This window comes from Vibrio tubiashii ATCC 19109 (genome assembly GCF_000772105.1).
GTDB lineage: Bacteria > Pseudomonadota > Gammaproteobacteria > Enterobacterales > Vibrionaceae > Vibrio > Vibrio tubiashii.
Map to the genome: position 1 here is coordinate 1117631 of NZ_CP009354.1, position 22315 is coordinate 1139945.

Annotated in this window: 21 protein-coding genes and 1 riboswitch; of the genes, 9 read left to right on the forward strand and 12 right to left on the reverse strand. The window is 44.2% G+C overall.

Going from position 1 to position 22315, the window contains the following annotated elements:
- The 3 genes from IX91_RS05090 to IX91_RS05100 form a co-directional block, all read right to left on the reverse strand.
- Window positions 1-1218: an EAL and HDOD domain-containing protein gene (locus IX91_RS05090; protein ID WP_004743694.1), complete on the reverse strand. Its 1218-nt coding sequence runs from the start codon at window positions 1216-1218 to the stop codon at window positions 1-3.
- A gap of 82 nt (window positions 1219-1300) precedes the next feature.
- Window positions 1301-2029, reverse strand: a complete 729-nt coding sequence (lpxH, locus tag IX91_RS05095) for a UDP-2,3-diacylglucosamine diphosphatase (RefSeq protein WP_004743695.1) — start codon at window positions 2027-2029, stop codon at window positions 1301-1303.
- Window positions 2030-2072: 43 nt separating this feature from the next.
- Entirely contained in the window at window positions 2073-2567 is a 495-nt protein-coding gene (locus IX91_RS05100; protein ID WP_004743696.1) for a peptidylprolyl isomerase, read from the reverse strand.
- A gap of 203 nt (window positions 2568-2770) precedes the next feature.
- Between IX91_RS05100 and cysS the strand changes: the two genes are divergently transcribed.
- Window positions 2771-4153, forward strand: coding sequence for a cysteine--tRNA ligase (cysS, locus tag IX91_RS05105; RefSeq protein WP_004749722.1), 1383 nt, complete (start codon window positions 2771-2773; stop codon window positions 4151-4153).
- An 81-nt stretch (window positions 4154-4234) separates the two neighbouring features.
- Entirely contained in the window at window positions 4235-4813 is a 579-nt protein-coding gene (locus IX91_RS05110) for a thymidine kinase (protein WP_004744350.1), read from the forward strand.
- A gap of 219 nt (window positions 4814-5032) precedes the next feature.
- Here the strand turns inward: IX91_RS05110 and infA are convergent, their stop codons facing one another.
- The 3 genes from infA to aat all read right to left on the reverse strand — a co-directional run bounded on the left by infA (window position 5033) and on the right by aat (window position 6749).
- On the reverse strand, window positions 5033-5251 hold the full coding sequence (gene infA / locus IX91_RS05115; protein WP_001040192.1) for a translation initiation factor IF-1: 219 nt from the start codon (window positions 5249-5251) through the stop codon (window positions 5033-5035).
- 80 nt (window positions 5252-5331) lie between these two features.
- Window positions 5332-6030, reverse strand: a complete 699-nt coding sequence (locus IX91_RS05120) for an arginyltransferase (protein WP_004744349.1) — start codon at window positions 6028-6030, stop codon at window positions 5332-5334.
- Window positions 6030-6749 carry a leucyl/phenylalanyl-tRNA--protein transferase gene (gene aat, locus IX91_RS05125; protein WP_004744348.1) on the reverse strand — a complete coding sequence of 240 codons (720 nt, stop codon included), beginning with the start codon at window positions 6747-6749 and terminating at the stop codon, window positions 6030-6032. The genes IX91_RS05120 and aat overlap by 1 nt, the downstream gene beginning before the upstream one ends.
- A 20-nt stretch (window positions 6750-6769) precedes the next feature.
- On the opposite strand from aat, the gene IX91_RS05130 reads away from it, so the two are divergent.
- Entirely contained in the window at window positions 6770-7225 is a 456-nt protein-coding gene (locus IX91_RS05130; RefSeq protein ID WP_004744347.1) for an outer membrane lipoprotein, read from the forward strand.
- A gap of 155 nt (window positions 7226-7380) precedes the next feature.
- Window positions 7381-8661 (forward strand): 3-phosphoshikimate 1-carboxyvinyltransferase, encoded by a 1281-nt coding sequence (gene aroA / locus IX91_RS05135; protein WP_004744346.1) that lies wholly within the window; start codon window positions 7381-7383, stop codon window positions 8659-8661.
- Between the two features lie 300 nt (window positions 8662-8961).
- Here the strand turns inward: aroA and IX91_RS05140 are convergent, their stop codons facing one another.
- A complete protein-coding gene (locus IX91_RS05140; protein ID WP_004744345.1) occupies window positions 8962-9210 on the reverse strand; it encodes a YciN family protein in 249 nt (82 codons plus the stop codon).
- A gap of 409 nt (window positions 9211-9619) precedes the next feature.
- Here IX91_RS05140 and topA point away from each other — a divergent pair, with 409 nt between their 5' ends.
- The 5 genes from topA (at window position 9620) to IX91_RS05165 (ending at window position 18141) form a co-directional block, all read left to right on the forward strand.
- Window positions 9620-12253, forward strand: coding sequence for a type I DNA topoisomerase (gene topA / locus IX91_RS05145; RefSeq protein ID WP_004744344.1), 2634 nt, complete (start codon window positions 9620-9622; stop codon window positions 12251-12253).
- A gap of 195 nt (window positions 12254-12448) precedes the next feature.
- Window positions 12449-14119 (forward strand): GGDEF domain-containing protein, encoded by a 1671-nt coding sequence (locus IX91_RS05150; RefSeq protein WP_004744343.1) that lies wholly within the window; start codon window positions 12449-12451, stop codon window positions 14117-14119.
- Window positions 14120-14504: 385 nt separating this feature from the next.
- Window positions 14505-15722 carry a glucose-1-phosphate adenylyltransferase gene (glgC, locus tag IX91_RS05155; protein WP_004744342.1) on the forward strand — a complete coding sequence of 406 codons (1218 nt, stop codon included), beginning with the start codon at window positions 14505-14507 and terminating at the stop codon, window positions 15720-15722.
- A complete protein-coding gene (gene glgA / locus IX91_RS05160) occupies window positions 15712-17175 on the forward strand; it encodes a glycogen synthase GlgA (protein ID WP_004744341.1) in 1464 nt (487 codons plus the stop codon). Before glgC ends, glgA begins: the two co-directional genes overlap by 11 nt.
- Window positions 17176-17328: 153 nt before the next feature.
- Complete coding sequence (locus IX91_RS05165; RefSeq protein WP_004744340.1) at window positions 17329-18141, forward strand: alpha/beta fold hydrolase; 813 nt, start codon at window positions 17329-17331, stop codon at window positions 18139-18141.
- Here the strand turns inward: IX91_RS05165 and IX91_RS05170 are convergent.
- The 5 genes from IX91_RS05170 to torD form a co-directional block, all read right to left on the reverse strand.
- A complete protein-coding gene (locus IX91_RS05170; protein ID WP_004744339.1) occupies window positions 18138-18443 on the reverse strand; it encodes a putative signal transducing protein in 306 nt (101 codons plus the stop codon). The two genes, IX91_RS05165 and IX91_RS05170, sit on opposite strands and share 4 nt — an antisense overlap.
- Complete coding sequence (locus tag IX91_RS05175) at window positions 18443-19135, reverse strand: TVP38/TMEM64 family protein (protein ID WP_004744338.1); 693 nt, start codon at window positions 19133-19135, stop codon at window positions 18443-18445. Before IX91_RS05175 ends, IX91_RS05170 begins: the two co-directional genes overlap by 1 nt.
- A 150-nt stretch (window positions 19136-19285) precedes the next feature.
- Window positions 19286-19876, reverse strand: a complete 591-nt coding sequence (locus IX91_RS05180; RefSeq protein ID WP_004744337.1) for a TfoX/Sxy family DNA transformation protein — start codon at window positions 19874-19876, stop codon at window positions 19286-19288.
- A 133-nt stretch (window positions 19877-20009) separates the two neighbouring features.
- Window positions 20010-20096, reverse strand: a riboswitch (cyclic di-GMP riboswitch).
- A 144-nt stretch (window positions 20097-20240) separates the two neighbouring features.
- A complete protein-coding gene (purR, locus tag IX91_RS05185; RefSeq protein ID WP_004744336.1) occupies window positions 20241-21248 on the reverse strand; it encodes an HTH-type transcriptional repressor PurR in 1008 nt (335 codons plus the stop codon).
- 211 nt (window positions 21249-21459) lie between these two features.
- Entirely contained in the window at window positions 21460-22107 is a 648-nt protein-coding gene (torD, locus tag IX91_RS05190) for a molecular chaperone TorD (RefSeq protein ID WP_004744335.1), read from the reverse strand.
- Between the last annotated feature and the right edge of the window lie 208 nt (window positions 22108-22315).

Genomic DNA, 22315 nt, shown 5'->3' on the forward strand with positions numbered 1-22315 from the left:
TTAATTCGTTTTTACAGAAAGAAGATCAGCCGTCCATTTAACAGACGAGTCATAACATTCACTCAAAACGATTTCATCAACACCGATTGAGTCACAGTGGCGGCGAACTTCTTCCCATTGGGCTTGTTCGTATGCTTTAGTCAGCATCAAAATTTCGCCTAGTATGCCTTCATTCTTTGTGATTGCGAGTTTTATTGACTCATCGACAGAGATTTCTTCAACGATTTGCTCTAGTGGCCTATCCAACAAGCTATCAAGCAGTGAGAACATACCCGTTAAAAATGCTTGCCCTGACTCAAACTTGGCGTCTAATCGTGAGGCAAGTAACTCACAGTATCTTGCTCTTTGGATCGATAATCCATAAAGATAATCTGGCTTGCTCTCTTGGCTCGAAGCGAGAGATACGAGCGAAATGAACTTGCGTAGTTTGTCTTCACCTAGGTAAACCAAGGCTTGCTTGAAGGATTGGATCTTGGTTTGAACTATCGAGGATGAGTTAACAAATGTCAGTAGCTTATAAGAAAGGGTAACGTCTTTGCTGATTAGCGACTCAATCGACTCATAATCCATATCTTGCTTGGAAATTTCGGTAAGTAACTGAATAACCGTCATAAATGAAGGCTCAAGTGACTTACGCGTTATCATCTCTGGTTTACTAAAGAAGTAACCTTGGAAATATTCAAAGCCAGCTTGCTTCGATTGTTCAAATTCTTCGTAAGTTTCTACTTTTTCAGCAAGAAACTTTATGTTGGTACCCGCTAAACGAAGAATAAAGTTGCGTGCCTTTTCTATCGGGACGAGGCGAATATCGAATTTGATGATTGAGATATAAGGTAAGAAGGCTCGCCACTCTTTACTTGGGATAAAGTCATCTAACGCAATTTTATAACCCGCGGCAGCCATCTCTTTGACGACATCGAGTAATTCTTTTGTCGGTGGGCAATCCTCTAAGATCTCAACAACGAGGTTATCGGCTGGGAATAGGGTGGGCACCTTATTCAATAGGCTTTGGTAAGGGAAGTTAACGAACCCTAGTTTATCGCCAAGTGTCTCATAGTGTGTCGAGAGAAAATGATCTGATAGCAAGCGGCTTGTTGCATGTTCAGGATCGATTTCAGGAAAAGTGTTTTGCGGCCCATCTCTAAAAAGAAGTTCATACCCAACAGTTTGCTTATCTCTGTTGAGTATTGGTTGCCTAGCTATATATGAGTAAGTCAAGATCTATACCACGTTCCATGTTCAAGTTGAGGAAAATTAGTCTTCATTAAGAATGAACTAAATAACGTGAAAAATAAGTGACTTAACCTGCAAAAGGCCGCTGCTGTAACTCAAACCCATTTTTATCGTACACCAAGACCGAGCCTTGTGTGTACCAGTCACCTAGCACAATTCTAGTATAGTCCGTTTCTAGAATTTGGAAGGAATGAACCTTAGGTCTATGTGTATGCCCATGTATCATTAGATCAACATTGTGATGCTGCATAACGTTTTCGACTTCAGATTGAGTCACGTCCATAATATCGAGTGATTTAGTCTGTTTATCCGTTTTGATATCAGACTGGACCTTATTGACAATTTTCTTCTTAACGAACATTGGAATACGATTGAATACCCACTGCAACCAAGGTTGGTGAACTTTAGCGCGATATTCGAGGTACTTCACATCTTGGGTACAGAGCGTGTCTCCATGTAGGACAATCGCCTTACGCCCATAAAGGTCTATGACAGTCTCATCGCCAAGTAATGTCACCCCTGTCTGTCGACTGAATCGTTTTCCAACAAGAAAGTCTCGATTGCCTTGGGTAAAGAAACAAGGAATACCTTTGTCAGTGAGGGTTTTAAATTCAGCACGGATAGATGAAGCGAAATCCGAACGGTCATCATCGCCAATCCAAAACTCAAACAAATCGCCAAGGACGTAAAGTGCATCGGCATGGATTGCTTCTTCACGCATAAAGCGAACAAAACATCGAGTGATGTCGGGAGTTGTCGGGGAAAGGTGTAAATCAGATATAAAAAGTGTGGTCATAGGTAAATAGCAAAAGAGCGCATAACGCGCTCTTTTTTATAGATTATTCTTCGATTGTTGTACCAGTGATAAGTACATCTTCTAGTGGTACATCTTGGTGCATGCCGTAAGAACCTGTGCTCACGCCTTTGATCTTGTTCACGATCTCCATGCCTTCGATCACTTCACCGAATACACAGTAACCCCAACCGTCAAGGCTTTCGCTACGGAAGTCTAGGAACGTGTTGTTGTTAACGTTGATGAAGAACTGAGAGCTAGCAGAGTGCGGCTCCATTGTACGCGCCATAGCAAGCGTGCCCACTTTGTTGCTTAGGCCATTGTTTGCTTCGTTTTTGATTGGTGCACGAGTTGCCTTCTCTTTTAGGCCAGACTCCATGCCACCACCTTGAATCATGAAACCGTCGATAACACGGTGGAACAACGTGTTGTCGTAAAAACCATCACGGCAGTACTGTAGGAAGTTTGCACTTGTTTCAGGTGCTTTCTCTTCGTTTAGTTGAATTTTGATGTCACCAAAATTTGTGTGAAGGGTGATCATGATTTTTTCCTTTAGCTGAGTATTTTGCTTTGAGCCCAAGATTCTAACTTAACTTTTCAGACATTAATACGTGAAAAGTAAGGGTTGAGACTTGAGTATAGGTGTTAATGATGGCTTTTTGCTCGATTCAGGGATTACCTAATAGAGCGTGACTTGATATACTGAGCCACTATTTTGTTTCACCCAAATATTAGAAAGAGATCATGTTAAAGATATATAACACACTCACAAGACAGAAAGAGGAATTCAAACCAATCAATGCTGGCAAAGTTGGCATGTATGTCTGTGGGGTAACCATCTATGATCTCTGTCATATAGGACATGGTCGTACGTTTGTTTCTTTTGACGTTGTTTCACGTTACTTACGCTACTTAGGCTATGACTTAACCTTTGTTCGCAACATCACGGATATCGACGACAAGATCATCAAGCGCGCGAACGAAAACGGCGAGACTTGTGACTCTCTGACTGAGCGTTTAATCGGTGAAATGCACGCTGATTTTGATGCTTTGAACATGAAGCGCCCTGACATCGAACCTCGTGCGACGGAATACATCGCAGAGATCATTGAACTGGTTCAAAAGCTTATAGAGCGTGGATTTGCTTATGTTGCTGACAATGGCGACGTTATGTTTGAAATCGCAAAATATGATGATTACGGCAAACTGTCACGCCAAGACCTAGAGCAGCTACAAGCAGGCGCTCGTGTCGAGATTGAAAGTGCAAAGCGTAGCTCTTTAGACTTTGTACTTTGGAAGATGTCTAAGCCAGGTGAACCAACATGGGAATCACCATGGGGCCCAGGCCGTCCGGGTTGGCATATCGAGTGTTCAGCGATGAACTCTTCGATTCTTGGAAACCACTTTGATATTCACGGTGGTGGTTCAGACCTGCAGTTCCCGCACCATGAAAATGAAATCGCTCAATCATGCTGTGCGCACGGAACAGATTACGTGAACACTTGGATGCACAGTGGCATGGTTATGGTTGATCGCGAGAAGATGTCGAAATCACTCGGTAACTTCTTCACTATTCGCGATGTGCTTGGCCATTATGATCCTGAAACTGTACGTTACTTCCTGATGTCAGGCCACTACCGTAGCCAGCTAAACTACAGTGAAGAGAACCTAAATCAAGCGCGCGCATCTCTAGAGCGTCTATACACCTCTTTGCGTGGTCTTGACCTATCAACGCCAGCCGCTGGTGGTGAAGAGTACGTGAAGCGTTTCACTGAAGCGATGAACGATGATTTCAACACGCCAGAAGCATACTCAGTGCTGTTTGACATGGCGCGTGAAATTAACCGCGTGAAGACAGAAGATATCGCCACCGCAAGCGCACTGGGTTCTTTAATGCGCGAACTAGCAGATGTGATCGGTATTCTTCACCAAGATCCAGAAGCTTTCCTAAAAGGTGATTCTGGCAGCGACGACGAAGTGGCAGAAATCGAAGCACTGATTAAGCTACGTAATGACTCTCGCGCAGCCAAAGATTGGGCAAATGCAGATATGGCACGCGATAAGCTGACAGAAATGGGCATTGTTCTTGAAGACGGCCCAGAAGGGACAACGTGGCGTCGTAAGTAAGCGATACGCATACAAATATTTAAGGGCTGTTAATTCAGCCCTTTTCTTTAAATTTTATTATTTTTATACGGGTAACAAACAGTGGCACAGATGTACTTCTATTACTCAGCAATGAATGCGGGTAAATCAACCACTCTTCTTCAGTCTTCTTTTAACTATCAAGAACGCGGCATGAACCCAGTGATTTTTACCGCTGCTCTAGATGACCGCTATGGTATTGGTAAAGTGAGCTCACGTATTGGTTTGCAGTCAGATGCTCAGCTATTCAATGCCGAGACAAACCTGTATCAAGAGATCTCTGCGCTAAATGAAGTTGAAAAACGTCACTGTATTTTGGTCGATGAGTGTCAGTTTCTGAGTAAAGAGCAAGTTTACCAACTGACCGAAGTCGTAGATAAACTGCATATTCCTGTGCTTTGTTACGGGCTGAGAACAGACTTTCTTGGTGAGCTGTTTGAAGGGAGTAAATACCTACTGTCTTGGGCAGACAAATTGATAGAGCTAAAAACTATTTGTCACTGTGGACGTAAAGCCAACATGGTGATTCGCACTGACGAACATGGCGTAGCGATTAAAGAGGGTGACCAAGTCGCGATTGGTGGCAATGACCGCTATGTATCCGTTTGTCGCGAGCATTATAAAGAGGCACTAGGCAAATAAACCTCAATCCCCTTCATTCTTGAAGTTGCAGCTTTGTTAACTGCGCCAATTCACCCTAATCACATAGAACACCTATGCTCATAGGGCTGAATTGTCTTGTTGCCGCGCTGCAATTCCAATTATTTCGGGTATAGTCAAATGGAAACAAAAAAGCGAAGCCATGAGCTTCGCTTTTTTGTCTGTATTCGAATAATTCGGAATGCGCTAGGCAGTCAGAGATTAACGAGCACGGAAGACGATGCGACCTTTTGATAGATCGTATGGAGTCATCTCTACAGTTACTTTGTCACCAGTAAGAATACGGATGTAGTTCTTACGCATTTTACCAGAGATGTGAGCAGTAACTACGTGACCGTTTTCTAGCTCAACACGGAACATTGTGTTTGGTAGAGTATCAAGGACAGTGCCTTGCATCTCAATTACGTCTTCTTTAGCCATTTAATCCTCTTTTAAAAATGGACGATTTCAACCGGCGCATAATGCCGATAAAAATGAATTAAGTAAAGTTGGGGCGTATTCTACCCTTGCCAACGCTGATTTACTAGCCTTTGATGACGCTGAAATCGGACTTTATAGTTCATCGCTGGGCATTCATCGATTTGATAGCCTAGGTAAAGCCATTGTTTACCTTGCTCTTGGCAGTATTGGATTTGGAATAATACCGCCAGTGTACCGAGAGAAAGCGCATAATCCGGGTCAAAATAGGTGTAGAAAGCACTCACGCTATTGGAAAGAATATCGGTGACCGCGATGGCAATGAGCTTGTCTTGGTCGTAGATATGCAAATATTGAGTATTAAGCCAAGCACATTGAGAAAACTGAGCGAACTCTTTTTGCTTGGGTGGGTACATAGTTCCGTTACGATGCCTTGCTTCAATGTAACGTGAATAGAGTTCAAACCAGTTATCATCCATCTGCTCTTTTAGCTGCCATGAGAAGGCTTTTGCTTTATTCAGCAGTCGTTTTTGGTTGCGAGACGTAACAAAATCAGGGATAGACACTCGGATAGCTTGGCACGCACTACATAGATCGCAGTGGGGTTTATAGATGGTATCGCCACTGCGTCTGAATCCGTTGGCGAGCAAGACCTCGTAGCTCGAACCGCAATGCATCGTCGGATCGAGAGCGACCGCAACGCGCTCTTGCCTATCTGCCAGATAGCTACAAGGGTGGCAATCGGTTAATCCAATGCGTATTTGTTGCAGATCCGAACTCATTATTCTCCCCATGATTCACTGGTTAATTGCTGTTTTGAGAAACAGTTCTCCAGTAGCGGTTCATTATTATAGGATAGCAGTGTTTGAATAAAGTCTTCACGATTGAGCTCAATTGCGCCAAGAGAAGCAAGATGAGGGTTTATCACCTGACAATCGATTAGCTTACCGCCGTGTTGTTCAAAATGGCGGCAAAAATACCACAGCGCGATCTTAGATGCGTTCGTTTCTAAACTAAACATCGACTCACCACAAAAAACTTGTCCAATTGAAATCCCATACAGACCGCCAATCAACTTATCAGCGTGCCACACCTCAACTGAGTGACAGTGCCCTTGCTGTGCCAAGGTTTTATAAGCACTGCGCATTTCTTCATTAAGCCATGTCTCTTCTTTGCTTCGGGTCGAGGCGCAGTAGTCGATGACTTGTTCAGTCGCATGGTTAATCGTCACGCGGTAAGCCAGTTTTCTTTGAAATTTTTTGAGACTTTTGGCTGGTTGAAATGTCTTAGGATTAAAGACAGCACGTGGCGATGGGCTCCACCAAAGAATAGGCTCTCCGGGTCCATACCATGGGAAGATGCCATTTTGATAGGCGAGTATTAGCCTTTCTGCACTGAGGTCTCCACCAAAGGCGAGTAAACCATTAGGGTCAGATAACGCATCAAAGGTGGATGGAAACCAAAGTTTGTCGGGATCAAGTTCAGTGAGATAAATCGCCATGAATGAAATGAGGAAAGAAAATGAAGAAGTTACTTTGGATCATATTGGTTTTTCCCTTAATTGCCAATGCGGCCTACCAAAGAAATACGGCTCGCCCAGTCAACGAAGTTGTGTTTGGTCAGGTAGAGACAGTGAGATACATCACCCAGCAAGATATTATTAAATCGAAAGGTTCAGGGTGGGAAACGCTGTTAGGAGCCGTTGTGGGTGGTTTAGTTGGCAACCAGTTTGGCGGTGGTAGCGGAAAAGAAGTGGCGACAGCAGTTGGAGCGGTTGCAGGGGCAGGTATCGCGCGAAGCCAAGCCAATCAAGAATACTCAGTGGAGTATAAATTGGTAGAAATACTGATTGAAACGGACAAGGGTAAGTTGATTGACGTTATCCAAGACGTCGATAACACCATGTTGTTTGAGCGAGGAGACAAAGTTCGTATTCTCTATTTCGATGATGGGGTACGCGTCGATAAGGAATATTGATAGGGTTTGTTACCAGCGGTTGGGTGAGATAATTATTCAGCGCTATTCGTGATTTGGGTCTGGTTTTACACAGGGAATTTAGATAGGCTGCAAGTACGAAGAATTTTTCATCGTCCCGCTTAGGAAGGCGGGGTGAGCAAGGAATATCAATTTTAATGGAAAGCCTTACGTTACAACCTATCAACAAAGTCAATGGTGAGGTCAACTTACCTGGTTCAAAAAGTGTTTCTAACCGAGCTTTACTTCTTGCAGCACTAGCAAGTGGGAAAACTCGACTCACCAACTTACTCGACAGTGACGACATCCGTCATATGCTGAATGCACTGACTCAACTTGGTGTGTCTTATTCACTGTCTGAAGACAAAACAGTATGTGAAGTCGAAGGTCTAGGAAAGCCATTTGATGCGCCACAAGCGTTAGAGCTCTTTTTGGGTAACGCAGGTACTGCGATGCGTCCACTTGCTGCCGCTTTATGTTTAGGTGGTGGTGAATACGTTCTAACGGGTGAACCACGCATGAAAGAGCGCCCAATTGGTCACCTAGTCAATGCTCTGCGTCAAGCTGGGGCTGAGGTTGAATACCTTGAAAACGAAGATTACCCACCACTCAAGATTTTAGGTACTGGCCTCAAAGGCGGTACAGTTGAAATCGATGGTTCTATCTCAAGTCAGTTTTTAACAGCGTTTCTAATGTCTGCGCCGCTCGCGCAAGATGATGTGACGATTAAAATTATCGGTGAACTGGTTTCGAAACCATACATTGATATCACGCTGCATATCATGGCTCAGTTTGGTGTAGAAGTAGAAAACAATGACTACCAAGAGTTCGTGGTTCGTAAAGGCCAATCGTATGTTGCACCAGGAGATTTCCTAGTTGAAGGCGATGCTTCTTCAGCGTCTTACTTCTTAGCGGCAGCAGCGATAAAAGGTGGCGAAATTAAAGTAACCGGTATCGGTAAAAAGAGTATCCAAGGCGATATTCAATTTGCAGATGCACTAGAGAAAATGGGCGCACAAATCGAATGGGGTGACGACTACGTTATCTCTCGCGTCGGTGAGCTCAAAGCGGTTGATATGGACTTTAACCACATCCCAGATGCAGCGATGACGATTGCTACTACCGCACTGTTTGCAGAAGGTACTACCGCGATTCGCAACGTATACAACTGGCGTGTTAAAGAGACGGATCGATTAGCAGCAATGGCGACCGAACTACGTAAAGTCGGTGCAGAAGTTGAAGAGGGTGAGGATTACATTATTGTCACGCCGCCAGCCAAACTTACCCACGCTGCGATTGACACTTATGACGATCACCGCATGGCAATGTGTTTCTCGCTTGTTGCGCTAAGCGACACGCCCGTGACCATCAACGATCCTAAGTGTACCTCAAAGACTTTCCCTGACTACTTCGATAAGTTGGAAGGCTTGAGTTCGTAGAGGGCGCTGCGCTTCGAGATCGGGCTGCGCCCGCGGGAATCTAGAACGGGCTTCGCCCTACGGATCGCTGCGCTGCTAGAAAACTGGAGTAGTTGATACGTCTTTGTTCACTATTCTAGTTCTCTAGTTCTCTAGTTCTCTGGTTCTCTGGTTCTCGGTAGGACGAAGTCCGTTACCGCATCCGTTTTCCGCAGTGAAACATCCCAAATTAAAAAGGGTTGGCACCATATGCCAACCCTCGCTAATTTCCAGTTATCCAGTTATCCAGTTATCCAGTTATCCAGTTATCCAGTTATCCAGTTATCCTTCAATCGTAAACTCTTTCGACAAATGGTGCGCTAGATACTTAAACATATTAAATACGGCTGTCGTTTTAGCTGTTGGTAAGCCGTTATCATCGAGAAAGTAGTTTCCTTTAAACACCAACACATCGTCTTTCTCTTCTACGCTCTCTGCGCGCATGCCTTCGAGATAGTCTTCGTGGTCTTGGATAATTTGATTGGCGATCATTAACAATTCAAACTGAGAGATGGCCTTTTTGTCACTCATGGAAGTACCTTTGTTAAATTTGTCTTCTATATAAAAGAAGCGATGAGTGGAATTGTAGGCAGTTCGCACGTAATTTCAATTGCGGTAGATCAATGGCATAAAAGCTAATGCTCGATTAGGTTAGTGGGTTTTGTGACTGGTGGCAAAAAACATCATCTTTCATTGGCGTCAGAGATATTGTGCCGTTTAGTATGTGGCGTTTTCTGACTCGGTAAGAAGCACGAAGTGTTCAGCAAGCCACAATTGATTATCAGAAGTAGAAACATCGCTGAATTGTCGAGCAGTCAAGATAGAAATTAAAAAAAGATATTGATCTTCTTGTAATCTCGCTCAATAGTAAAAAAAGAAGCAAAGTATTAAGTATGTCGTGCGATATTATCGCACTCGATAAAGGACACTTGAGTCAATTATGGGTAAGTCACTGGTTATTGTGGAGTCGCCAGCCAAAGCGAAGACCATCAATAAGTATTTAGGTAAGGACTTCATTGTAAAGTCCAGTGTAGGTCACGTACGTGATCTACCGACTGCTGGCCAAAGCACTGGTCAGAAAGCTGCTGCGGTATCAACCAAGGGCTTAAGTGCTGAAGAAAAAGCACGAATCAAAAAAGAAAAAGATCGCAAGTCACTAATCAAAAAAATGGGTATCGACCCATATCATGGTTGGGAAGCGAACTATCAGGTTCTGCCAGGCAAAGAGAAAGTAGTGGCAGAGCTGCAAAAGCTTGCGAAAGACGCAGACAGCGTTTATCTCGCAACCGATTTGGATCGCGAGGGAGAGGCTATCGCTTGGCACCTTCGTGAGATCATCGGTGGTGATGAAGAGCGATACAAACGCGTTGTATTCAACGAGATTACCAAAAATGCTATCCAGCAGGCGTTCGAGAAACCGGGCGAGCTAAGTATGGATGGTGTTAACGCACAGCAAGCGCGCCGTTTTATGGACCGCGTGGTTGGCTTTATGGTGTCACCACTGCTTTGGAAAAAGGTTGCACGTGGTCTATCTGCGGGTCGTGTACAGTCTGTAGCGGTGAAGTTGCTGGTAGAGCGTGAGCGTGAAATCAAAGCGTTTATTCCAGAAGAGTTCTGGGATATCCACGCAGATACTAAGACTCAAGATAAAACTGACTTCCGTTTGCAGGTGGCGCAGAAAGAAGGCGTTGCGTTTAAGCCCGTCAATGAAGCTGAAACCAAAGCGGCGATGGCTGTGCTTGAGAAAGCACGTTATGAAGTTTGTAAGCGCGAAGATCGCCCGACTTCAAGCAAACCTTCAGCACCTTACATTACCTCGACATTGCAGCAGGCAGCGAGTACTCGTTTAGGTTACGGCGTTAAGAAAACCATGATGTTGGCTCAGCGTCTGTATGAAGCGGGTTACATCACCTATATGCGTACCGACTCGACTAACTTGAGTTCTGAAGCGGTAGAAGCTGCCCGTGGTTTTATCGCGACTGAATTTGGCGACGCTTACCTGCCTAGCAAAGCAATTGTTTACGGTAGCAAAGAGGGCGCCCAAGAGGCGCACGAAGCGATTCGACCATCTGATGTATCTGTGAAAGCGGATGATCTCAATGGTATGGAATCAGATGCGCACAAACTTTACTCGCTAATCTGGAATCAGTTTGTGGCGTGTCAGATGACACCGGCAAAATACGATTCAACTACCGTGAGCGTGAAAGCGGCTGAGTACACGCTTAAAGCGAAAGGTCGTATATTGAAATTTGACGGTTGGACTCGTGTTCAACGTCCATTAGGTAAAAACGAAGACCAGATTCTACCTGCAGTACAGGTGGGTGATGCGATTGAGCTTGTTACTCTTGACCCTAAGCAGCACTTCACAAAGCCGCCAGCGCGTTTCACCGAAGCAGCCTTGGTTAAAGAGCTTGAAAAACGTGGTATTGGTCGCCCTTCAACGTATGCGTCAATCATTTCAACCATCCAAGATCGTGGTTATGTGAAAGTCGAACAGCGTCGCTTCTATGCTGAGAAGATGGGTGAAATCGTCACTGACCGTCTAGATGGTAGCTTCGATGAGCTAATGAACTACGAGTTCACATCTCGTATGGAAGAAAAGCTAGACCAAATTGCAGAAGGCGATGCCAACTGGAAAGGTGTGCTAGATGACTTCTTTAAAGACTTTACCGGTGATTTAGAGAAAGCGGAACAAGACGAAGAACTGGGCGGCATGAAGCCAAACCATATCGTCTACACTGATATCGAGTGTCCGACCTGTTCTCGTGAGATGGGTATCCGTACTGCTTCTACAGGTGTTTTCCTAGGTTGTTCAGGTTACGCATTGCCTCCTAAAGAGCGTTGTAAGACGACCATCAACCTAGGCGATGAAGATGGTGTTATCAACGTTCTTGAAGAGGATGTTGAGACGGCTGCACTGCGTGCGAAAAAGCGCTGTCCAATCTGTGAAACGGCGATGGATGCGTACTTAATCGATGACAAACGTAAACTGCATGTTTGTGGTAATAACCCGAACTGTGAAGGTTACATTGTTGAACACGGTGAGTACAAAGTTAAAGGTTACGATGGTCCAGTTGTCGAATGTGACAAGTGTGGCAGCGACATGGTGCTTAAGAACGGCCGTTTCGGTAAGTACATGGACTGTACGAGTGAAGAGTGTAAGAACACTCGTAAGATCCTGAAAAATGGCGAAGTTGCTCCGCCAAAAGAAGATCCTGTGCATTTGCCAGAGCTACCATGTGAAAACTCAGATGCTTACTTCGTTCTTCGTGATGGTGCTTCTGGTCTGTTCTTAGCAGCAAGCACATTCCCGAAATCGCGCGAAACTCGTGCACCTTTGGTTGAAGAACTTGTGCGCTTCAAGGACCGTATTTCACCTAAGTTCCACTATTTGACTGACGCCCCTCAGCAAGATCCTGATGGTTTGCCTATGGTGGTACGCTTTAGCCGTAAGTCGAAAGAGAACTACGTCCGTTCAGAGGTGGATGGCAAGCCTTCGGGTTACACGGCACTCTACGTCGATGGCAAATGGGAAATTACCGATAAGCGTAAAAAGCCAGCCAAGAAAAAGTAAGTCCTTCACTTGGATAAAAAGCAGCCTTAACTAGGCTGCTTTTTTTATGAGCCGAATGATCATCCGTTTTCATTTTGATGAGAGGTATATAAAATTATTTACATATTGATAGTGTGAATGTAAAGATTCTCAATTGCATTTTTGACAATATAGTAAGTAGCTTCTATTGATTTAGATGACCCACGGAAGGACATCATGAAACAGAGACTCAAGCTGCTGACTTTTTTAGCCTGTGTCAGTGCTATCTTTCTATTTGCTGCGCATAGCATCTCCAAACAAGTTGTTGACGGTATCGTTAAGGAACTGCTGTGGAAATACGCACAGATCTCTGCACACCATGATGCTGAAACATTGCTCGCGCCAATTATTAAAGAAGTGAATCTCATCAGTGAGTTGGCGGAACACCCGAATGTGACTTCATGGGGAATGAACAGCAATGATGACGTATACCGCGCTGTCGCTGAGGAAACCCTGGACCGATACCGTTGGCAATTAAAATCAAAAAACTTCTTCATCGTGCTTGATGAAAATCTGGCCTATCACTACAACGATGTACAAAGCGTACGGGAGCAAACCTTTCTTCGCTATTATCTCGACCCTGCTTCAGTCCAAGACAATTGGTATTTTGAGCAGAGAGATAGCGGTGTAGACTTTAGCGTTAATATCGCTAGAGATGCGCATTTAAATCTAACGCGAGTTTGGATCAATCACAGCATTGTTGACAGTGGTCGCTTCCTCGGTGTTGTTGGAACGGGAATCGACACTAATCTGCTGTTTGAACGTTTCGATGAACATCACTCTCACGCGTTAAAAACATTGTTCGTTGACGAAGGGCGAAGAGTCCAGTTTTCAGTCGATTCCCACAAATTTCACTACCCTCTAAGAGACAGTGAAAATACTAAGCCCACGTTGAGTGACTATGTTCCTAACTCTGATGAATACTCCGCGATAGAAACGCTAATGCAGCGTCAGAAGTCTGGTGAAGAAGCCGAAATTTTGATGGTTCAGCAAGAGTCAGGAAAAGCCGTAGTAGCGATTCATTATATTGAAGCTTTGGGGTGGTACGAGCTGACCTTTGTCAGCATTGACGCCATGGTTCCTAGTTGGACTGCAACGAGCCTTTATTTACCATTGATGGGCTTAGTATTTCTGTGCGCACTGCTGAGTTATTTCTATCTGGTTAAATACTGGATCTCGCCAGTCGAACGGATCGGTGAGCGACTCGCAAAGCTCACTAGGTTTAAGTCAGCGAATCAAACCCTTGATGAGGCAGTCGATTTGATTGAGCATGAACTCACTTCTGCGAGAACAGGGTTGGAGGAATTAGTCGCCTCACGTACCGAGCAGATAGATAAGCTTGCCATATTTGATTTCATTACCGGGCTGCACAATCGAAGAGGGCTGGAGCGCGAGTTACGTGCCGAGCTTGCACGCTCATCACGCGAACAGCATCAATTTGGCCTCATATGGATTGATGCTGGACTGTCGCCTAGAAGTGGTGGTGTGTTCGATAATGAAAAGCATCAGGACGCACTTAAAGCTGTCGCGTCATGTTTGACCAAAGCTATTCGCGAATATGATGTCGCGGCAAGATGGGATGACGGGGAGTTTTTGCTCCTTGTTCGCACAGATAGCAATAAGATTTTGTTACAGATAGCGTGTCGTATTAAGCAGTATGTCGAACAAGTTCAGACTAGAGATTCAAACTACCTCCATTTAGTTAATAAGCTATCAGTGGGCGGGACATTGATTAAACCAAACGTCACTATGCAACAAGCATTAGCACTAGCAGATAGCTCCTTATACATTGCTAAATCAGAAACCAAAGACGCGATCTATATCCACCAAGCATCGAATGCTGCTTAGCAGTTAGATCTCAACTCTCTACATCTTTCTATGGTAAGTCATCGTACCTCTTTGCGAGCAAGGTCACATTAATGTAGATGGTATGTTATCGAGATGTGTCTTGTTCATGGGATTCTGTGAGCTATCGCAGGAGGCGAAAAAGTAATAAGTGTGAGCTCGATAGTACAGCATATTTTAAATTGTAATCTTGCTGAAATACGATAAGTTATAATAAACCTTTTGCACAAGGCACAATGGCGTATAACTACCGTCACAAAAGGCGTTGGCAGAGTGACTCTTGCTGCATGGTGTGCCAAATAGGAATGGCATATCTATAGAGAATATTGATAAGTCCGCCCCCTAAAAACGGGCTTATCACAACAATAAATAAAATGGAGAAATATAAATGGCTGGTGTTTTGGGAATGATCCTTGCTGGTGGAGAAGGGTCGCGCCTTCGTCCTCTTACAGAATCTCGTAGTAAACCCTCGGTTCCTTTTGGCGGCAGTTACCGTCTTATCGACTTCGCTCTAAACAACTTTGTAAATGCCGATTTGATGCGCGTTTATGTACTAACTCAATTTAAATCCCAATCGCTATTCCACCACCTGAAAAAAGGTTGGAACATCAGTGGTATTACCGACCGATTTATTGACCCAATTCCAGCACAAATGCGCACAGGTAAGCGTTGGTACGAAGGCACAGCGGATGCTATCTACCAAAACCTGCGCTTCATGGAGTTAGCTGAGCCAGAGCAAGTATGTATTTTTGGTTCAGACCACATCTACAAAATGGATATCAAACAGATGCTTGATTTCCACAAAGAGAAAGAGGCGTCATTAACCGTATCCGCTTTGCGTATGCCTTTGAGTGAAGCTTCAGAGTTTGGTGTTATTGAGGTCGATGCAGAAGGACGAATGATTGGCTTCGAAGAAAAACCGGCTAATCCTAAATCGATTCCAGGAGATCCTGAACACGCGCTTGTTTCGATGGGCAACTATGTTTTTGAAGCTCAACCACTGTTTTCAGAACTGATCGAAGATGCTGACAACCCAGACTCTTCTCATGACTTCGGTAAAGACATTATTCCAAAGATGTTCCCACGTGGTGATGTGTTTGTTTATGACTTCAGCACTAACCGAATTACTGGTGAGAAAGAGGAAGTTTATTGGCGTGACGTCGGTACCATTGGAGCGTACTGGCAAGCACACATGGATCTGCTTGAGAAAGATGCGCCATTCTCGCTTTATAACCGTAAATGGCCTCTGCATACATTCTACCCACCTCTGCCACCTGCGACATTTACAGACTCCGTCAATGGCCGCGTGCAGATCATTGATAGCTTGGTTTGTAATGGCAGCTATGTGCGTGGTTCACGTATTGAGAAGTCAGTATTAGGCTTCCGCAGTAATATTGCTTCTGCTTGTGATATCAGTGAGTGTATTCTACTTGGTGATGTTAAGGTCGGTGATGGTTGTGTACTACGCCGTGTAATCATCGATAAAGATGTCGATATTGCACCGGGCACCCAGATTGGTGTAAACCTATCCGAAGATAAAAAGCACTTCCACGTTTCGGAAGATGGCATCGTTGTTATTCCTAAAGGAGCAAGAGTTGGCTACTAAGAATTTATCTATTCTATTTGTAGCATCGGAAGTTGAAGGGTTAATTAAGAGTGGTGGCTTGGCAGACGTTGCCAAGGCACTGCCTGAAGCACTACTCGCACTGCAGCAAGATGTTCGTATTACTTTACCTGCTTACCAAAAGTTGGCGGGTATTGAGCAAGCCCAAGTGGTGCTTGAAACTCAGTTAGAGCATTGGCCTCACACTGAATATCGGGTTAAACAGCTAGAGATCGTTGGCGTGCCCGTGTATGCCATCGATTGTCCGAAGTATTTCGATAGGCCAGAGATGTACGCGGAAAACAATCAAGCGTACGTCGATAACGGTGAACGTTTTGCGTTTTTTAGTGCCGCTAGTCTAGATATGTTACCTAAGCTCGGATTCAAAGCAGATATTATTCATGCCAACGACTGGCATACTGGATTTGTCCCATACTTGCTTAAACACCGCTATCATTCGCATGACTTTTTCACTCATACTAAGAGTGTATTGTCGGTACACAACGCGGTGTTTAAGGGGGTATTTAGTTACGATGAACTGCAGTCTCTGCCAGAGATGCACACGCGTTATGCGCTGGATGCGGCAGTCAGTGCGACGCACATTACGATGCTAAGAGCGGGGGTGATGAATGCGGATAAGATCAATGCTGTCAGTCCAACTTACGCTGAAGAGCTAAAAACAGAACTTGGCAGCCATGGCATGGCAGCAGAGTTTCAACAGCGCTCAGACGATTTAGTCGGCATACTTAACGGATGCGACTACAGCGCTTGGAATCCTCAAAGTGATGCTTACTTACCTGTGAACTACAAGGCGACTCGCCAAAGTATGGTTAGGGGTAAAAAAGCGTGTAAACGAGAGTTACAGCAAAGGGTGGGACTAGAAACTCAAGAGGTCGCAGTCTATGGCATGGTCTGTCGCCTGACACACCAAAAAGGTGTGCACTATCTATTGCCGATCTTAAGTGATTTTCTTAAGTATCAGGTTCAGGTGGTGATTGTCGGCACAGGTGACCCTGTTCTAGCGTCTCAGCTAAAAGAGATTGCAGCGCTGCATAGCGACAAGTTTGTTTTTGTTGAGGCGTATGACAATGAGTTAGCGCATTTGGTTGAGGCGGGATCGGACTTCTTTATTATGCCTTCTGAGTTTGAGCCGTGTGGTTTGAATCAGATCTACAGCATGGCTTACGGTACACTCCCTATCGTTCGCGGCGTTGGTGGGTTGCGCGACAGCGTTAATGACTATGATGCTGAGCCTGAAAATGCAACGGGTTTTGTATTTGATGAACCAAAGCCAAGTGCTTTGCTTAACGTGTTGCAGCGTTCTTTACTGCTGCACGCGCAGCAACCTAACGAAGTCAAACGCGTTCAATTGTATGCGATGGAGCAAAATTTCTGTTGGAACAAATCGGCAGATGAATATCTATCCTTGTATCACAGTGCGTTGAACAAAAGCTAATATGAAACTAGGCGTCTTGAGGGCGCCTTTTTTGATGGTTACTTACACTTTTAATAAAAGAATAATTAAGAATTGAGGTAAATTGACGTAAATCCCCCTATGTTTATGGTACTCTCCGTAACCAATTTTATTGCTGAGTAAACCCTTTTCGATATGAGTGATACCTTGCTATTTCACAAAACCTTTACCCATCCCACAAGTGATGAATGGGTAGTCTTTGTGCATGGCGCAGGGGGAAGTTCCTCAATTTGGTTTAAGCAAATCAAAGCGTATAAACAGCATTTTAATCTATTACTTATCGATCTTCGTGGTCACGGTAAGTCGAATCAATTGATCAAAGAGCTAATGGCAAACCGCTATACGTTTCAAGCGGTGACAATGGACATTCTTAAGGTGCTTGATCACTTAAAGATACGTTCGGCTCATTTTGTTGGTATGTCTCTCGGCACGATAATTGTTCGAAACCTAGCGGAACTTGCAACAGATAGAGTCAAGTCGATGGTGCTAGGTGGCGCTGTAACGCGATTTAACGTCCGTTCGCAGATATTGGTTAGGCTAGGTGGCATGTGCAAACACGTTATCCCTTATATGTGGTTATACAGCCTTTTTGCTTATATTGTGATGCCGCAGCGTACTCAGAGGGAATCAAGGCACTTATTTATCCGCGAAGCAAAGAAGCTTTGCCAGAAAGAGTTTAAGCGTTGGTTTATTCTCACTTCGGAAGTTAACCCACTGATGAAGTATTTTAAGGATAGAGAACTGCCAATCCCAACGCTCTATTTGATGGGTGAGAAAGACTATATGTTTATTCAACCTGTGAAAGAGATGGTCGCAGCACATCGTAAAAGTAAGTTACTTGAGATTGCCGATTGCGGCCATGTATGTAACGTCGAGCGACCAGAAGAGTTCAATCACCATTCAATTTCATTTATTCAGCAGCAAATTGAAGCGCCTAAAATCGGTTAAGGTGCTGCTTGTCCGCATTGCCAACATGCGCCAAATTGAGGCTCGTTCATTTCCCCGCATTGGTTACAAAGCCAATTACTGCCAACATCTGCATTGTTAAATTGTTCGATAACCGTATTGGCATGCTTGGCTTGTTCTGGGTCAAGTAACCAGACATAAGGTTCGCTACTCTCGCCAAAAGGTATTTCACCTTGGAGCCCAAACACGCCTTCACCGCGAACTTCACAGTCAATCTGTTGAGACTTAAGAAGCTCACAAACAATGTGAGCTTCGGTAGGCGTCGATGCGGAATAGATCCTCATTAAGCATTTCCATTTGATGTTGAAGGGGAGCTCTTAATTTTAGCCATAATCCATTTTGCAATGACAGGGAATAAGCCGAGAAGTGCAAAAGAGGCTAAAACGGTTGGAGATACGATACCCGACAAGCTGTCTATTTGAGCCAGTTGAGTACCAGCATTCAGGTAAACCGCAGTTCCTGGCAACATACCGAGTTGACTCACCAAATAGAATCGAGCCGTCGCGATAGGTGTTAAACCCATTAACAAGTTGATGAGGAAGAATGGGAACACTGGAATTAATCTCAGTGAGAACAGATAAAATGCGCCATCTTTTTCAACGCCTTGGTTGATGGCATTGAGCTTTTCACCAAATTTGCTTTGTACCCAATCACGCAATAAGTATCGGCTGCTCAAAAATGCGAGTGTTGCACCTATGGTGCTAGCGAAAGAAACCAGCAGTAAGCTTGTCCAGAAACCGAAAAGGGCAGCACCCAAAAGAGTCACGACCGCAGCGCCAGGAATCGAAAAAGCGGTGATGGCAACATAGGCGATAAAATAGCTCGCCGCGGCGATAGTAAAGTTGTCAGCAATAAATGCCGCAAGCTCAGCTTGCTGGGCTTTGGCATTGTCTAGCGTGAGATACTGGCCAAAATTGACGCCAAGTAAAACAATCAATGCGACGAAAACAATTCCTAGGATGATCTTTTTATTCATGTTGAGCAGCTCCATTTAATTTCATGGATATCAAATATTAGTGTTACTAGACAAGACAGGGAAAGCAAGCGACAAATTTCAAGGTGGCAGATAAAAAACAATAAAAAAGTCAGCACTAAGGCTGACTTCTTCTAGATATATTGTTTTAGATTAGCTAACTTGCGTTAACAGTTCCTGACGTCGGCTTTGTGGGATAACCGACCAGTGCGTGCCTTTAATAGCACCTTCTAAAGCCCAGAGAAGTTCGATGTTAACATCGGCAGAGTGTGTAGACTGGATAGCCTTAAAAGCGTGTACGGCGCCCACCTCTTCTAAGTTTTCGACAGTGTCTATGCCTGCTTTCTTAAGCATGCGTTCTGTCGCTAGCCTTAAATTAGGAAGATCCTTCAAGCGATTCGGTTTCGCCTGCGATTGGCATTGTTTCTCTTGGTTTGCGGCTTTTAACGCGACGCTAGCAATCTTTAACGTTTTACCTGCGTCTGCTGCCCAGTCATCACAAAGCGCAAAATACTTTGTCACGACGGGAAAGCCGCGTTTTTTGTATACGTAAGGTTCTAGCCCTTGAGACTTAAATTGTTTAGCGAGAGCCGCGTCCGCGCGTACGTGAAGCTTATCGTTGACGACAAGTGCGAACATAGTGTCATCAGCAAAAATGCCAAAGCCACCAAACATTGAGCGAGACTTGATATGTCCTAACTGCTCAAATAAACGCATTGAGTCTTTTAGTATTGGTTTATCCATGCTGTGTTTTCTCGGTGTATAAGTATACGCCACCAATGCAGGTCCGAGAGATTAGCAAAATTATGCAGAGACATTGTCAGTAAGGTGTCATACGAGTGCAAGTAAAAGCGGTATGACAGTTTGCATATTCGCCATCGGCAACCCCGCTACCAGACAATAAATTGTTTAAGGCCGGAGGCTTTGCGTCCCATCCTTTCGGAATGGTTTGCCCTGTTCGTGGCATTAATCGAACACTTTAAGAATAAATAAATTCTGCGCAGAACATCACGTTTGTATAGGATAAATGTGACATTGGTTCAATAAATAGAGGGGAGATATACGCTTAGCCAATAGTACGGCTACTAGCTAAGCGTCTGAGTTAAGGTTATTTATTTAGATTACGAACGGTATTACGCTCAACAATCTCTGGGTGCATCTCAAACACGCGTTTTTCGTGCTCTTTGTCTTTAATTCGCTCAAGAAGAATTTCAAAGGCATTCTTACCAACACGACGTTTTGGTTGGTGAACCGTTGTTAACGGCGGAGAGAAGTACTCGGCCAGTTCAATATTATCGTAACCAATTACGGAAATATCTTGTGGGATTTGAATGCCTTTTTGTTGCAGGCGGCTCATTAAACCAAGTGCCATGGTGTCATTAAAACAGAACACGGCTGTTGGCTTTTTATCCATTGCAACAATTTTATCTGCCGCCAATACCGCTGTATCACATTCGAAGTTACCTTCAAGAATCCAATCTTCATTTACCGGTAGTTCCGCTTCGGCCATGGCACGCTTAAAGCCACTAATACGCTCAACACATGCTGCTTTTTCGAAGTGACCACTTAAACAAGCAATGTCAGTGTGACCACGTTCAATTAGGTATTTGGTTGCTAAGTAGCCGCCTTCTTCTGAGTTATCGATGATCTTATCTGCTTGAGAACTCTCTGGGCCCCAATCCATAACTACTTTTGGAATATCTTTGTGGCGATCAAGCATTTCGCTCAGCTCTTCAGTCAGATCTGAACACATCACTAGGATGCCATCTACACGCTTTTCAGCCAACATGCGAATGTAGTCGCGTTGTTTTTCATAGATGCCGCCTGTATTACACAGAATCAAGGTGTAACCTTGGCGGTAACAGTAGCTTTCTACGCCGTCGATAACTTCTGAGAAAAATAGGTTCGTCGATTGTGTCACTAACATACCGATTGTACGAGTAGTGTTGCACTTAAGACTACGAGCAACTGCACTCGGTGCATAATTAAGCTCGGTTACCGCTTCCATCACTTTTTCTTGTGTCGCTTCGGCAACAAAGCGTGTTTTGTTAATCACGTGAGACACAGTGGTTGTTGAAACACCAGCAAGGCGAGCAACGTCTTTAATAGTGGCCATAAATTTTGTCCTGTCGATGACTGCCACGAGAATATATTCAGTTTAGAATAAGTTGGCAGAAAGTATCAGAAACACAAAAACCGCTCTTATTTAGCGGTTTGTATTTGAATAGTTCATTTTTATCGTTTGCGGTCACGATTTTAGACCGCAATCCGACTTAGGGCAAACACATTTCTTCGAACTGACCTGTGTCAGTTCACATTGTCAGACTCTATTCACCGATTAAGTATGTGCAATCTAACTCTAAGAATGCCACTGTGAGAGAAGCGATCGCCGAGTAAAAACCGAACTCATCGAGTGTTTGACACTTAGCTGAAAACTTAGGGGTCCAACTTAGAAGGTGCTGACGAATGAAGCCCTCTTGCTCGATCAGTGCTTCTTCAATATGACGCTCTTGCTCAAGCTCATTAGAGCGAATGATGAGGTTGCCGAGAAAATCCAGCTCAATGGCAATATGGTCAGCAGGTTCATTTAAGCCTTCATCGACAGCAACACCATGCTCTAGCATTAACGCTTCCATCTCTTTCGCTGGTTTGTCGTTAAGCAGGCCAGTCTCTCCAATGTACATTGAAGCGTAAGGTAGTGCAGAGTCGCGATCAGACTTCAAAAATAGATCACAAAAATCAGCGGCAAGCTCTAGTTGTGCATCTTCGCGATCGATAAGGCGATTGAGTGCATCAATGACACGATCAATCGACGGCTTTAGATCGGCATTCTCGCCAAGGCCAGTAAGGAAAGAGCGGATTTGAGCTGAATGGTACTGTTCAAGGTTCTCTTCCGTTAATTCTTTGGCGTAAAGGCTTGAAAGCCACCAATAGATTTCCGCACGTTTCTCGTTGAATGCTTTGATTTCTTGCATTAGGTATCACTCCCAAAATAACTACCTATTAGTGTAACTAATAAAAATGAATAGCGGTAATGGCTTACGTGACAATAAAAGACGAATTATGAGCATTTATTAACAAAGGCGGCGGTTTTGTCTTGAATCAATAAAAAATCATCTTTCTCGTTTTTAAAGTGATAAATACTAGAAATGTTACTATTTATGAATAGAATAAATGATAGAA

Excerpts from the sequence above, each read along its gene's own strand:
- lpxH (WP_004743695.1), bottom strand. The coding sequence starts at position 2,029 with ATGACCACACTTTTTATATCTGATTTACACCTTTCCCCGACAACTCCC.
- IX91_RS05100 (WP_004743696.1), bottom strand. The coding sequence starts at position 2,567 with ATGATCACCCTTCACACAAATTTTGGTGACATCAAAATTCAACTAAAC.
- cysS (WP_004749722.1), top strand. The coding sequence starts at position 2,771 with ATGTTAAAGATATATAACACACTCACAAGACAGAAAGAGGAATTCAAA.
- infA (WP_001040192.1), bottom strand. The coding sequence starts at position 5,251 with ATGGCTAAAGAAGACGTAATTGAGATGCAAGGCACTGTCCTTGATACT.
- IX91_RS05120 (WP_004744349.1), bottom strand. The coding sequence starts at position 6,030 with ATGAGTTCGGATCTGCAACAAATACGCATTGGATTAACCGATTGCCAC.
- aat (WP_004744348.1), bottom strand. The coding sequence starts at position 6,749 with ATGGCGATTTATCTCACTGAACTTGATCCCGACAAACTTTGGTTTCCA.
- IX91_RS05130 (WP_004744347.1), top strand. The coding sequence starts at position 6,770 with ATGAAGAAGTTACTTTGGATCATATTGGTTTTTCCCTTAATTGCCAAT.
- aroA (WP_004744346.1), top strand. The coding sequence starts at position 7,381 with ATGGAAAGCCTTACGTTACAACCTATCAACAAAGTCAATGGTGAGGTC.
- IX91_RS05140 (WP_004744345.1), bottom strand. The coding sequence starts at position 9,210 with ATGAGTGACAAAAAGGCCATCTCTCAGTTTGAATTGTTAATGATCGCC.
- topA (WP_004744344.1), top strand. The coding sequence starts at position 9,620 with ATGGGTAAGTCACTGGTTATTGTGGAGTCGCCAGCCAAAGCGAAGACC.
- IX91_RS05150 (WP_004744343.1), top strand. The coding sequence starts at position 12,449 with ATGAAACAGAGACTCAAGCTGCTGACTTTTTTAGCCTGTGTCAGTGCT.
- glgC (WP_004744342.1), top strand. The coding sequence starts at position 14,505 with ATGGCTGGTGTTTTGGGAATGATCCTTGCTGGTGGAGAAGGGTCGCGC.
- IX91_RS05165 (WP_004744340.1), top strand. The coding sequence starts at position 17,329 with ATGAGTGATACCTTGCTATTTCACAAAACCTTTACCCATCCCACAAGT.
- IX91_RS05170 (WP_004744339.1), bottom strand. The coding sequence starts at position 18,443 with ATGAGGATCTATTCCGCATCGACGCCTACCGAAGCTCACATTGTTTGT.
- IX91_RS05175 (WP_004744338.1), bottom strand. The coding sequence starts at position 19,135 with ATGAATAAAAAGATCATCCTAGGAATTGTTTTCGTCGCATTGATTGTT.
- IX91_RS05180 (WP_004744337.1), bottom strand. The coding sequence starts at position 19,876 with ATGGATAAACCAATACTAAAAGACTCAATGCGTTTATTTGAGCAGTTA.
- purR (WP_004744336.1), bottom strand. The coding sequence starts at position 21,248 with ATGGCCACTATTAAAGACGTTGCTCGCCTTGCTGGTGTTTCAACAACC.
- torD (WP_004744335.1), bottom strand. The coding sequence starts at position 22,107 with ATGCAAGAAATCAAAGCATTCAACGAGAAACGTGCGGAAATCTATTGG.